Origin of the sequence: Roseibium algae, assembly GCF_037783265.1 — a bacterium.
Taxonomy (GTDB): Bacteria; Pseudomonadota; Alphaproteobacteria; order Rhizobiales; family Stappiaceae; genus Roseibium; species Roseibium algae.
On sequence record NZ_JBAKIA010000005.1, the window covers coordinates 89142 to 102457 of the forward strand.

The 13316-nt window shown below is 54.4% G+C and carries 11 protein-coding genes; all 11 read right to left on the reverse strand.

Going from position 1 to position 13316, the window contains the following annotated elements; all coding sequences use genetic code 11:
* Positions 1-6: 6 nt before the first annotated feature.
* The 11 genes from V6575_RS09360 to V6575_RS09410 all read right to left on the reverse strand — a co-directional run bounded on the left by V6575_RS09360 (position 7) and on the right by V6575_RS09410 (position 13295).
* Positions 7-504, reverse strand: a complete 498-nt coding sequence (locus tag V6575_RS09360) for a MarR family winged helix-turn-helix transcriptional regulator (RefSeq protein ID WP_340274039.1) — start codon at positions 502-504, stop codon at positions 7-9.
* Between the two features lie 45 nt (positions 505-549).
* On the reverse strand, positions 550-2595 hold the full coding sequence (gene fhuB / locus V6575_RS09365) for a Fe(3+)-hydroxamate ABC transporter permease FhuB (protein ID WP_340274040.1): 2046 nt from the start codon (positions 2593-2595) through the stop codon (positions 550-552).
* Positions 2582-3502, reverse strand: a complete 921-nt coding sequence (locus tag V6575_RS09370) for an ABC transporter substrate-binding protein (protein WP_340274041.1) — start codon at positions 3500-3502, stop codon at positions 2582-2584. The genes fhuB and V6575_RS09370 overlap by 14 nt, the downstream gene beginning before the upstream one ends.
* Positions 3502-4326 carry an ABC transporter ATP-binding protein gene (locus V6575_RS09375; protein WP_340274042.1) on the reverse strand — a complete coding sequence of 275 codons (825 nt, stop codon included), beginning with the start codon at positions 4324-4326 and terminating at the stop codon, positions 3502-3504. The genes V6575_RS09370 and V6575_RS09375 overlap by 1 nt, the downstream gene beginning before the upstream one ends.
* Positions 4326-6506, reverse strand: a complete 2181-nt coding sequence (locus tag V6575_RS09380) for a TonB-dependent siderophore receptor (RefSeq protein WP_340274043.1) — start codon at positions 6504-6506, stop codon at positions 4326-4328. The genes V6575_RS09375 and V6575_RS09380 overlap by 1 nt, the downstream gene beginning before the upstream one ends.
* 280 nt (positions 6507-6786) lie before the next feature.
* Positions 6787-7515 (reverse strand): ABC transporter ATP-binding protein, encoded by a 729-nt coding sequence (locus tag V6575_RS09385; protein WP_422785550.1) that lies wholly within the window; start codon positions 7513-7515, stop codon positions 6787-6789.
* A complete protein-coding gene (locus V6575_RS09390; protein ID WP_422785551.1) occupies positions 7515-8825 on the reverse strand; it encodes a lipoprotein-releasing ABC transporter permease subunit in 1311 nt (436 codons plus the stop codon). Before V6575_RS09390 ends, V6575_RS09385 begins: the two co-directional genes overlap by 1 nt.
* Before the next feature lie 61 nt (positions 8826-8886).
* Positions 8887-10218: a proline--tRNA ligase gene (gene proS / locus V6575_RS09395; protein ID WP_340274044.1), complete on the reverse strand. Its 1332-nt coding sequence runs from the start codon at positions 10216-10218 to the stop codon at positions 8887-8889.
* 669 nt (positions 10219-10887) lie between these two features.
* Positions 10888-11160, reverse strand: a complete 273-nt coding sequence (locus V6575_RS09400; protein WP_340274045.1) for a DUF1467 family protein — start codon at positions 11158-11160, stop codon at positions 10888-10890.
* Positions 11161-11166: 6 nt separating this feature from the next.
* The gene (mce, locus tag V6575_RS09405; protein ID WP_340274046.1) at positions 11167-11571 is read right to left on the reverse strand and encodes a methylmalonyl-CoA epimerase; all 405 of its coding nucleotides are present in this window, start codon (positions 11569-11571) and stop codon (positions 11167-11169) included.
* 56 nt (positions 11572-11627) lie between these two features.
* Entirely contained in the window at positions 11628-13295 is a 1668-nt protein-coding gene (locus tag V6575_RS09410) for a ribonuclease J (RefSeq protein WP_340274047.1), read from the reverse strand.
* Between the last annotated feature and the right edge of the window lie 21 nt (positions 13296-13316).

The window sequence follows — 13316 nt, forward strand, 5'->3', positions numbered from 1 at the left end:
CCAATTCTATAAATCTTCGGCAACTGCAGCGGCCACATCAGAGGATTGAGTGAGATGATGGATCACGCCCGACAACACGCCAAGTCCCTTGAGCAAGTCGGTGCGGTCAGTCTCTTGAACAGCGTCCAACATCGCCGCAACGCGTATCCGCCACTCGTCCCGAATAGTTTCAAGGATCGAGGTGCCCTCAGCGGTGAGATGCAATTCAACAGCCCGCGTATCTGTCACAGATGTTTCTCGGCGTACGATGCCTTTTTTGTAAAGGCTCGCAAGACTGCGGCTGACCGTCGACTGGAACATTCCGGTTTGCTCGGTAATCGCAGACACGCCGCAACCCGGATGATCGTAGATCACCGCCATAATGATAGCATATTGTGTGGTCAATCCATGAGCCCTCGCATTGGACGGGCGGAATTGGGCAAATTCGACAGCCAGTCTCTCCAGAGCCAATGCAGCATCTCGTTCAGGCGTCTGTCTCGCAGCCTGATTACTCTCTTCGGTCATAGAACTCCCCCTGTTCAGGTTTTTTTCGCATCCATTTGTATGCGTCTAGTCCACTGCCGCTCCCTGACGAACTGAGGTGTCTTGGCGCTTGATCATTCCCGGGCAGAAAAGCCGGGAAAAAGATAACACAGCGACAAACACAATCGCGCCCACAAGGATCGACAACAGGCCAGCAGGCAACTCATACGGCCGGGCCATCTGCCGCCCGATAAAGTCAGCAAAGACGATCACTGCCCCACCAGCCAAGGCAGAGCCGGCAAATTGTGTCACAGCGCTGCGCAGACCAAGCGCACGGGCAATATGCGGCGCAGCCAGACCGACAAAACTGATCGGCCCGATCAACAGGGTGGCTGCAACGGTCAAAAGAGACGTCGCCAGAATGATCAGGAACCGCGCGGAGGCCAAAGGCAGGCCGAGTGAACGCCCTGTCACCGCACCCAGCGGCAGTATTTCAAGCCAGCGCAAGGTAGGCAGCGCCAGAACGAGACCAAGAACACTTATACCGGCCGGCAAGAACAGCGTGTCGAACGTAATCCGGTAAGTTGACCCGGACGACAAGGCCAGCACCTCACCCAGACGCGGATCCCCCGTGGCAAAGAAGACAAGGATCAAGGCATCAGCCAGCGCGGTGATTGCAATACCGACCAGGATCAAACTACGCGGATCAAAGGACTGCCGCCGCCCGAAGTAAAGCACCGCTGCAAAAACCAGCAATGATCCCAGCAGCGCGCCGATCGTCTGCCCCGCGGCTTCCGCCATCGGCAGCAAAAGCATGACAGCGATAGTCCCGGTGATAGCGCCTGCCGAAATGCCCATACTTTCCGGACTGGCCATCGGATTGCCGATCAGCCGCTGGGCAAGACATCCGGCACAGCCAAGCGCACATCCAGCCAAAAGCGCTGCCGCAACACGGGGCAGACGCCAGACGGATATGGCATCCAGCCCGGACCAGGGAACACTGAGCGCGATCACAAGGCAAAGCACCAGCAGAACGCCAAGACCGGCTATGATCCGAACTTGGATTGCTGTTCCATGATTGACTGGCGCGCGCAACATCGGAGTGTCGTCCAGCTCCGGCCTTCTGGTTGACATTTTCATCATCAGATAGAGCAGAAGCGGAGCGCCCAGAAGGCCAGCAAGTGCGCCAGCAGGCAGGAAGCTTGCCAGATCCTGAAGCGCAAATTGCAAGCCCTGATCAGCAACACCCAGCAGCAATGCCCCCATGACAGCAGCACAGAGCAGCTGGGGAACAACACAGCGCGCGCCCATCATTCGGGCAATATGCGGCGCGGCAAGTCCGACAAAGGCAATGATCCCAACTGTCGCGGTGATGGCGGCCGACATCAAAATGGCCGCGCTCAACAAAATCGTGCGCGACAGACCTGCAGATACCCCGGCAGAACGGGCTACATCGCTGCCAAGCCCCAGCAAGGACAGCTGCCGACTCAAAGTCAAGACAACAATAGCGCCCAGGGCCAGTTTGGGAAGGAGGAAGGCCGTGCCATTCCAGCCATTTTGCGTCAGATCTCCCGCGCCCCAGATGAACATACTGTTGAGATAGCTGTCCTTGAGAACAAATAGACAGGTTGTGATCGCAGCCAATGTAAAGCTCACGATCATGCCGGTTAAAACCAGTGTCAGCGGATCTTCGAGGCGGCGACCAGCCAAAAGCGCAACGACTCCCCACGCCAGACAAGATCCGGTAAGGGCAATCGCAAAGGCATGATTGGCATGAAACTCAGGTGCCAGCAAAAGCGCGACAGTCAAAGCCAATTGGGCGCCGGATGACACGCCAAGCGTTGCAGGGGACGCCAGAGGGTTCAGCAATGTCTGCTGAAACACAGCACCGGCAAATCCGAGCCCTGCCCCGCACAAAAGAGAGATCACCAATTGCGGTAGATAGACATAGGAAAATTGCAGTGCTGGCGCGCTGTCACCCATGGGGCCAACCATCGCCGCCTCAAAGATCGTCGCCAATGATATCGGCGCTCCAAGGATCGTGCTGACGTTGCCAAACACGAGATACAACAGAACACCGCCAAGGGCTGCAAGCGGCCAGACCTTTAGGATCGAGAACTCAGGATTTTTCATGATCGCATTCCGGCAAATCGGCAGCCATCAGCGCCTTTGCCAAGGCTGTGGCTTCAGGCAAGCCGCCAAAAGACCAGATGGCAGGCAGCACGCGATATCGCCCAGCCTGAACGGCAGGCAAACGATCCAGCAATGTGTCACTTGCTCCAAGTGATCTGTCCGGCTGCAGCTGGCGCTGAACGTCCAGGGGCACTGGCCCGACAATCAGCAGTCCCGCCTCTGGCTGGCGCAAGAGTGCATTCAGGGACGCTGTGCCATAGCCCCAGAAATTCGTTGGCCGCGTCCATGCATTTCGAATACCGGCGGCCTTGAGAACATCACCATAAAGACTGCCATTGCCGAAGACCCGAACATGCGTGTCATCAACGAAGTTGACCATCAGGAATTCACAGGCCTTTTGAGCAGGTGTCGCAGTCTCCCGAAGCGCGTCAAGAGCCGCTGTGCTTTGAGCAATCAACTGCACGGCATTATGATCAAGATGCAGCATCTGGCCAAGTTGGCGCGTGATCTCCGTGGCATTTGCCAAGGGGGTTCTGTCCGGTGTGAACGTGGCAAAGCTCCGGGTCTTAGCAACCAGATTCAAACGCGGCTCAATGCTTGAAAATTGCGGCGTGATCAAAATCAGATCCGGCTGCAGCTCTCGCAAACGTTCCATGTCCGGGGCAAGGCGCAATCCAAGATCGACAGCAGTTGCAGGGGCTTGTCCATCGCCGACCCAGTCAGCATAGCTCTTTTTCTCTGCTATGGCAGGCACAGCCGCACCAAGGGCCAGAAGCGTAGATGTCAGTCCCCAGTCCAACGAGATCACACGTGGTGGCTGATCCGTGTCCGCAAGCTCAGCACGAGGGGAAACCAAGTGTTGGCAGAGAAAAAGTCCGGCAACAGCTGCAAGAATAAACCGTCTCATCAGGCGATGTATCCAACCGAATAGCCTTCAGCCGGATGAGTGAAGACCTGAATTGGGATGTCATAGACTTCGCTCAGGATGTCAGGCTGCATGACGATCTCCGGTGTGTCGAAGGCAACGACCTGGCCATCTCGAAGCGTCAAAAGCTTATCGCAAAACCGTGCAGCAATATTCAAATCGTGCACGATTAAAACGACCCCGATCCCATTATCATGAGAAATCCGGCGAAGTAGATCGAGAGTGCGCGCCTGATGAGCGATATCCAGTGCCGAAGTCGGCTCATCCAGAAGCAGGAACTGCTTGGCCTGTGCCAGCACCATGGCGATCCAAGCGCGCTGCTTTTCCCCGCCAGACAGCGTCGAGACAAGACGATCCGCATGAGGTAGACAATCAGTTTGCCGAAGGGCTTCCTCAATCGCCTTGTAATCTTCATCAGACCGGCGGCGAAAAGGCCCGTGCCAAGGGTAACGCCCTAGGGACACAAGCTCTCGAACGGTGTGATTTTCATTGGTTGGCAGAGTTTGCGGGAGAAAGGCAACGCCACGCGCTAGAGCCCTGGGGTTCCAGGCAGACACCGACTTTCCGCAAAACAACACAGTGCCTGTGTCTGGCCGGACATGCCCGGCCAGCATTTTCATCAAGGTGCTTTTTCCGGCACCATTCGATCCGACAATGCCCATGACTTGCCCGGGATCAATCTTGAAGCTGACATCACTCAAGATCGCCCGGCCATCGCGTTGAAGGTGAACGGCCTCCACTTCAAAGCTGGAAGGAGCGGGCGACGCCTCCCCTTTCTGCTCAGGAGAATTATCAGATCGGATCATTACCATTCGTAGCTTAGTCTCGCTGTGAAGGTCCGTCGTTCGCCGTAATAGCAGGAATTCTCTCCAGCACAGGCCGCGACGTATTTCTTGTCAAACACATTGCCCACATTCAGAGAGAACTCTGCGTTACCATATTTGTAACCGACACCCGCATCCGCCACAACAAAGTTAGGTACTGTCAATGTGTTAGCAGAGTCGGCGTAAGATTTACCTACATAGCGAACACCACCTCCAACGCGCAAGCCCTCAAGTCTGTCGTCAAAGCTGTGATCAAGCCAAAGCGACGCCATTTGCTGTGGAACACCGACCGGAACTTTGCCTTCGTCGCCTCGGTTCGACTTGGTGATTTCCAGATCAAAATTGGTGTAGGACGCAAGCAGGTTCCACCCCTTGGCCAGGCTTGCCTGCCCCTGCAGCTCAAGGCCGCGAGAGCGCACCTCACCGGTTTGAATGTTGTAGGTCGGGCTGTTCGGATCACGGGTAAGCACATTGCCACGGGTCAGATCAAACAGGGCTGCCGTCACACGGAAGCGACCATCCGGGTCCTGATATTTCGCACCGATCTCATATTGGGTTGCCGTTTCCGGCTCGAACGCTCGTCCATTCGCATCTGTGCCCGACACAGGATCGAAAGACGTACCGTAGCTGACATAAGGTCTCAGCCCTGGCAGAACTTCATAGCTGGCTCCAACGCGCCCAGTGAGCGCCGTATCAAAGGTGTCGGTTTTGGTTCCCGTCATATGATTTTTGAGCGAACTGGACACCCAGTCCTGCCGCAGACCTGCAGTGACATCAAACCGGTCAGTGACAGAAATCTGATCTTGCAGATACAGACCCAGCTTCTGGGTCGTGGTGGTTGCATCCGTAGTATAGGCAGGTCTATCCGGATTAATTCCATAGACCGGATTCAGGATATCCAGCGGATAATAGCTGTTGCCCGGACCATTGGAGGTCCCTTGACGATTGTCAAAGTCCTCATAGCTGTAGTCCACGCCTGCGAGCAGGTGATGCCCGATCGGCCCCGTGTCCAGGTCACCCTCAAGGTGATTGTCTGTCTGAAAAATACCAACGCTCTGATCCGTCGCCATTGCCTGACGAAGCAGAAGCGTGTCGGGCAAGCTCGGGATAAAACTGCTGGCAAGGCCGAGGCCATAAATTGTCTCATAGTCGGTCGAGACATAAGAATAGCGGGTATTCTGTGAGAACTTAATGCCATTATCAAAGGCATGGTCGAACTCATAGCCCAGCATGAATTGATCACGCTTGTAACTGTCGAGATCAGTGTCACCCGTGAAGAAGTCCGTCGGAATACGCCCGAAGGAAGCTTGTTCAACCGTCGCACCAAATGGCAAGAAGCTGGTCGACGTGCCAGCTTCATCCTTTTGAAACTTGGCGAGGATGGTCAGCTGCGTATCTTCATTCGGCTTGAAGGTGATCGAAGGCGCCAGGAAGAGATGATTATCATCAACATGATCAACCTGGGTTTCGCCCAAGCGTCCAAGAGCGGTAAACCGAGCTAGAATTGTGCCGCTGTCGTTCAATGCACCATTGACGTCGACCGTTACGTCACCACTGAGCGGCGATCCAGCTGAGACAGATAAGCGCGTAAAGGTGTCATCCTGAGGGCGCTTTGAGATCAGGTTGACCAACCCGCCCGGACTGCCCGCACCATAGAGAGATGAATTTGGCCCGAGCAGAACTTCCTGACGCTCCAAGCCAAACGGATCGACGCGGAAGTTGGCAAAGGACTGGGAATGAAGTTGCAGGCCATCCAGATAGAGCCCCTGAGCCTGGGAAGAAAACCCGCGAATGAAATACCAGTCATAGCGCGTGTCAACGCCATATGCTTCGCTTCGGATTCCTGGCGTGTAGCGAAGAGCTTCACCGACAGTCTCAATACCCTGCACGTCCATCTGATCACGAGTGACAACTGAGATCGACTGGGGAACGCGATCAATATCCGTCGCAGTCTTGGTTGCAGTTGCCGTGGACTTGGCAACAAAGCCGTTGTCAGGCCCGTCGGGATTTCCCTGCGCTCCAGCATCCTTGACGACAATCGTCTCAAGTGCCGTGACGCTGGAATCTCCATCTTGCGCAAAACCAGGAGAAGTCAGTGCTGTCGTGATCGTGAGAAAAGCCACCAGTGGGTGGAAACGTGTACCCGGAGTGCTAAGCCGCATTATGCCCTCGCTTTATAGCCCCAATTAATATATCACTGGTATGTATATTAACATGAGTATACAAGTCAAGTTTGATTATTCAGCTTTACCAAGAAGATGCGTGGCATTCGACTCGACAGCTCAATAAGAGCAGATGAAATCTGCCGGCACTTGGGTTAGGTAATTTTACCGGTAAAATTCAGCCAACAAACCAGCGTAGGAAGTGCAATTTCGCGCAAACCAGCACCACAATAATGACTGAGTGAGGAGAGCCGCCGGAACCATTGTCCGGCGCGTTCATTTAAAGCGTGATCTGGATAACCTGACCGTCTCTCAAGGTGACGCAGCGATCCATTTGTGCGGCAAGTTCCATATTATGCGTAGCAAAGAGTGTCGCCACGCCAGAAGCTTGAACCAGTGCTTTCAGCGCCTCAAATACATAGTGGGCCGTTTTCGGATCCAGATTACCGGTTGGCTCATCCAGAAGCAAAACACTCGGCGCATTGGCTACTGCACGCGCGACAGCAACACGCTGCTGCTCCCCGCCTGACAGCTCAGACGGACGATGTCCACTGCGCTCACCCATCCTCATGTAATCCAGAAGCGACTGGGCACGTTCCGCAGCCTCGGCTTTTCCAAGCCCGGCAATCATCTGCGGCATCATGATGTTTTCAAGCGCGGTAAACTCAGGCAGGAGATGATGGAACTGATAGACAAACCCAACATCATGGCGACGGATCGCTGTGCGGGCATCATCATCCAGCTCGGCGCAATTCACACCACCGACAAAGACATCACCCTCGTCTGGATGCTCCAGCAAACCTGCCAGATGCAAAAGCGTTGATTTACCTGTTCCAGATGGCGCAACCAGCGCCACCATTTCGCCGGGCTGAATTGCAAAATCCGCACCGCGTAGAATATGCAGTTCCCGGTCGCCTTCGGAAAAGGTGCGAGTCACATCGATTAAGGCAAGCGCTGCACCTGCCAGGACCGAGCCGGACCGGGACATACCTTCGCTCTCTCCCGCCATTATTCGTACCTCAGGGCTTCAACCGGATCGAGCCGGGCAGCCCGCCAGGCTGGATAAAGCGTTGCCAGAAAAGACAAGACAAGCGCCATGACCAAAACCGATATTGTTTCACCCGAATCTATTTCGGCAGGCAATCTCGACAAAAAATACAGCGTTGGATCAAATAATTGGGTCGACGTCAGCCAAGAGACGAACTGGCGAATGCTTTCAATGTTCAGGCAAACTACAAGACCAAGGATGAACCCTGCAAATGTTCCGACAAAGCCAATACTGGCACCGGTGATCAAAAACACCCGCATGATAGATCCGCGTGTCGCACCAATGGTTCGCAGAACCGCAATATCACGGCCCTTGTCCTTCACCAGCATGATCAGACCAGAGATGATGTTCAGTGCAGCGACAAGAACAATCAGCGTCAGGATGATGAACATCACATTGCGCTCGACTTCCAGCGCAGAAAAGAACGTTACATTGCGTTGCCGCCAATCAGTCACGAATGCAGGCCGGTCGGCCGCATCCTCGACCAGACTGCGCATGCCGCCCACCAGATCCGGATCGATCGTGTAGACCTCGATTCCTGTCGCCTTGCCATCCATATTGAAGAACGCCTGGGCCTCTTGAATCGGCATGAAGATAAAAGTGCCATCATATTCACTCATTCCGATTTCAAAGATGGCAGACACCGGATAGGCCTTGATACGAGGCGTAACCCCCATCGGCGTGACACTGCCCCGAGGCGACAGCACTCTGACATTATCCCCGAGCGCCACACCCAGTTCCTGAGCCATGCGGGTTCCAATGGCAACGCCCTTGCCCGCATCAAAATCGTCCAGAGATCCTGAACGGATATTTCCAGCCACCAGCGGAATACGGCGAAGGTCACTCTCGGAAACACCGCGAACAAGCCCCCCCAGGTTGCCCGAAGGCCCGGAGATCAAACCCTGCCCTTCGACAAATGGGATGGCAGAGATCACCCCCGGAACGCCTTCAATCCGCAGTGCAACGGGATCATAATCCGTCAGCGGCATATCGATCGGCTGAACCAGCATATGCCCGTTGATGCCAAGAATTTTGCCCAGAAGCTCAGAGCGAAAACCATTCATGACCGCCATCACGATCACGAGTGTCGCAACGCCAAGCATGATGCCGGCGAAAGAAAACCCGGCGATAACCGAAATGAAAGTCTCCCGGCGCCGCGAGCGAAGATAACGCCCGGCAATCATCCACTCAAACGCCGCAAAGGGGCGCGTGCCCCTTGGCGCTCCGGCAGATGCTTCCGCTTCAGAGCTTTTGTTCATGCGTGCCGCCATGGACTATTCACCTAACTAACCGCCTCGACGAATCCAGTTGCACGAGGATCGGCGAGCCGCCTCAAACCGTCAATGCCGCAGTCAACTTGTTCAAGGTTGCTTCAGCAGACAGCATCTCTTTTTCACCGGTTTTGCGATCCTTGACCTCCAACAGGCCATCTTTGAGGCCTCTTGGTCCGGCTATCACCTGATACGGCAACCCAATAACGTCCATCGCGGCAAACTTCGCACCGGCGCGCTGATCAGTGTCATCGTAAAGGACTTCGATGCCAGCAGCTTCCATCTTGGCATAAAGGTCTTCGCAAACCGGGTCTGTAAGAGCATCGCCTGGTTTCAGATTGACAAGGCCGACATGGAATGGGGCAACGGAAGCTGGCCAGATAATACCATTTTCATCGTGGCTGGCTTCAATGATCGCGCCAAGCAAACGCGACACGCCAACGCCGTAAGACCCCATGTGGACCGGCACATCCTTGCCATCAGGGCCCGTCACTGTTGCGCCCATCGGCTCCGAATATTTGGTGCCGAAGTAGAATGTCTGACCAACTTCGATACCACGGGCAGAGATGCGCTTGTCTTCAGGCACAGACGCTTCGAATTCCGCCATATCGACGACATCTTCAGTCGCGGCATAATTGGACGTCCAATCAGCCACAATCGCGCTCAGATCGCCGTCAAAGTCGACGTCATTGCCCGGGATATCCTTTTCAAGAAAATCAGAGTGGCAATAGACAGCACTTTCGCCGGTCTCGGCCAGAACGATGAACTCATGACTAAGATCGCCGCCGATAGGGCCGGTTTCAGCACGCATAGGAATCGCCGTCAGACCCATGCGACGATATGTGCGCAGGTATGCGACGAACATCCGATTGTATGATTCGACGGCTTTTTCCTGATCAAGGTCGAAGGAATAGGCGTCTTTCATCAAGAACTCACGTCCGCGCATCACACCAAAGCGTGGGCGAACCTCATCGCGGAACTTCCATTGAATGTGATAAAGGTTCAGCGGCAGATCCTTGTAGGATCGCACGGATGAGCGAAAGATGTCAGTGATCATCTCTTCATTGGTCGGACCGAACAGCATATCGCGCTCATGACGATCCGTGATGCGCAGCATTTCCTTGCCGTATGCTTCATAACGCCCGCTTTCGCGCCATAGATCAGCAGACTGCACCGTTGGCATCAAAAGCTGAACAGCCCCAGCCCGATGCTGCTCCTCCTCGACAATCCGCTGGATCTTATTGAGCACCCGAAGGCCAAGCGGCAACCAGGAATAAATCCCCGCCGATTGCTGGCGGATCATTCCTGCACGCAGCATAAGCCGGTGAGAAACGATCTCCGCTTCCTTAGGGTTTTCCTTCAAGATTGGCAGAAAATAGCGGGACAGGCGCATGTGATCTCTCTTGATAAAGGCGTTTGCCGAATTGAAGCGCAGTCAAAGCGCAAGGACGTGGCAAAAACAAGCCCCAGAAGCTGCAATGGTCGAGAAAATTGCATCGCCAGGACCAGAAACGCCCTTACGAAAGTGCGGGGAATACGCTTGCCATGGGAATGAACCTTTTATGCGCAAGCAAAAATTATAAGCTATTCAGCACAAATAGGTGACAACTCAATTTTGATACAGTATTGTCATAAACATAAGAAAAAGAGCTGTGGGTAGCAATACTAAACATCTCAACAGACATCGCGGTCTGAGTCTTGGGAGGAAGATCCCTCTGGCGCACCCGAATAGGTCGCTGCCGACCTATCTAAATCGAAAGGTTTTGATAGGGCACGAGGGTATTAGACGCGGAACTTTTAATAAAGTGGGGCTTCGGCCCTGCTTTTTTTTTGCGCTTTCTTTATGAATTTTAGAATGAGTTCAGGAACACTTCGATCCAAATGTCTGCTGCCCCAACCTCTGTCGCTATGTAAACGACGAATTTCAGGCATTACAGAGCCATCATTGAGCGAATTGAAAAACACTGGACAATGTCTTGAACGCAGTTCAACCACCCGAAAGGCGCGGCAAACTCAGAAAATCAGGCAAACGGCTCACTGCCCCCAGAAGAACAGTCGTTTGTCAGCGCATGGAAGGCGGCGTCAGGAACGAAATATCTTCCAGGGTCAGACCTGACTCGCGGATCCAATAATAGCCGAGGAACACAATCGTCGTCACCACAGACGTCATGACAATGACTCTGAGGAAATGAGGCCGATCTGGCGCACTCGCCTCAGTACCGGGCGAAACCTCCCCTGCCTCTTCCTGGGTTCGGCGTATACCGAAGGGAAGAATCGCGAACAGGACAATCCACCAGACCATAAAATAGACAGCAAGACCAAACGTTAATGTCATGAACGTCTACGCCTCTTCCAGCTCGGTCAATGTGCCCAGAAAGTCCTTGGGGTGTAGAAACAACACAGGCTTGCCATGGGCGCCAATCTTGGGCTCGCCATCACCCAGGACGCGCGCACCCGCTGAAATCAGCTTATCACGTGCGGCAATGATGTCATCGACTTCATAACAAACATGATGAACGCCGCCAGAAGGGTTCTTCTCCAGGAACTTCGTAATAGGAGATGCCTCCCCCAATGGCTCCAGGAGTTCGATTTTGGTATTGGGCAGGTTGATGAAGACCGTGCTCACCCCATGATCTGGCTGAGCCACCTTCTCGGACACATCAGCGCCAAGCGTATCTCGGTAAACCGACGTTGCTGCCTCGATATCCGAAACCGCAATAGCCACGTGGTTCAAACGTCCGATCATGATCTTCACTCCCTGTCAGTTGATCCGAAAACCCTCATTTCCGGACCATCTACAGCTCATAGCCTTGTTACAAGCACCTGACAAAGCGTCTTTTTGCCCCATACGTCAAGGACAGCGGACCGTGCAGCCCGCCGGGCAGCCTCCCCCACAAGATCCTTGTCCTTGCGGCGCGCTTTGGGAATGCTCGTCACGGCGCCCACGATGGCCTTGGAGATAATTTCCTCCATTGGCTCACCTTCGTCATCAGTATCCGGCAGCCCCATCAAGGCCAGCTTTGGATCATCCAGCAGGTCGCCTTGACGGTTGATCACCAGAGACACCACAAGCGCGCCGGCATAAGACAGCTTGCGACGGTCCCGAACGCCCGTGACTTCTGGGTCATCCAGGATAGAGCCATCCTTGACCATAATACCGAACGGCGCTTCATCGATGATGGCAGCACGGCCCGAATTAATCCGGATGATGTCGCCGTTCTTACCTCGAATGACTTCAGGTACCTTCATGGAGCGTGCAAACTCAGCATGCGCAGCAAGATGCAGCGGCTCACCATGAACAGGCACAACAACCTTTGGCTTCAGCAGATTGTAGAGCTGTTCCAACTCACCGCGGCGCGGATGGCCGGAGACATGAACCAGCGCGTCTTTGTCCGTTACAATGGTAACTTCTGTATTGGCAAGATGGTTCTGAACCTCACCAACGGCCTTTTCATTGCCCGGAATGGTACGAGAGGAAAAGATCACCGTATCGCCCTTGGAAAGGCCAATGTTGCGATGGTCACCAGAGGCAATCCGTGACAAGGCAGCCCGTGCCTCGCCTTGTGATCCTGTGCAGAGCAGCACGGTCTTTTCACGCGGCAGGTAGCCATAGGCTTCCTCGTCGTGGAAGTTTGGCAGTCCTTCGAGATAACCAAGCTCACCAGCAACCTCGATCACCCGATGCATGGAGCGGCCGACAACGACCACATCACGGCCGCAGGAAGCTGCAGCCTCAGCAATAGCCCGGATACGCGCAACGTTGGATGCAAACGTCGTAATCGCAATCCGGTGCTTAGCTTCCTTCATGACTTTTTTCAGTTCGACAGCCACATCGCCTTCGCTCGGGCTCACACCATCGCGAACCGCGTTGGTGCTATCGCACACAAGCGACATCACGCCTTCCTCGCCCAGCTCTTCAAGACGTTTCAGGTCAATCGGCTTGCCGACACCAGGCGTATGATCAATTTTCCAATCGCCAGTATGGACGACCAGACCGGCCGTTGTGCGAATAGCCAGAGCGCAAGGCTCCGGAATCGAATGGGTCATGGTGATGAATTCGACGTTGAACGCGCCGATATCAATGCGGTCGCCCTGTTTGACTACAGTCACAGGAACCTTTTCTGCCCCCGGTTCGCTGGCAATTTTCGCTTCAAGCAAGCTGGCTGTGAATGCCGTCGCATAGACCGGGATCTTGAGAAAAGGCCAAAGGTGGAGGATGGCACCATAGTGATCTTCATGGGCATGGGTGATCACCATACCTACAATGTTATCAACCTCTTCTTCGAGGAACTTAATGTCTGGAAAGACCAGATCAATCCCAGGCAATTCCGGTCCGGCAAAAGAAACGCCACAATCGACCATCAGCCAGGAACGGTTGTCCTCAGGCCCGATGCCATAGAGGGCGAGATTCATTCCAATTTCGCCGACGCCACCAAGCGGCAAAAAGACCATATCGTTGGCAGAAGCCATGTATTACTCCAAATCACGTGT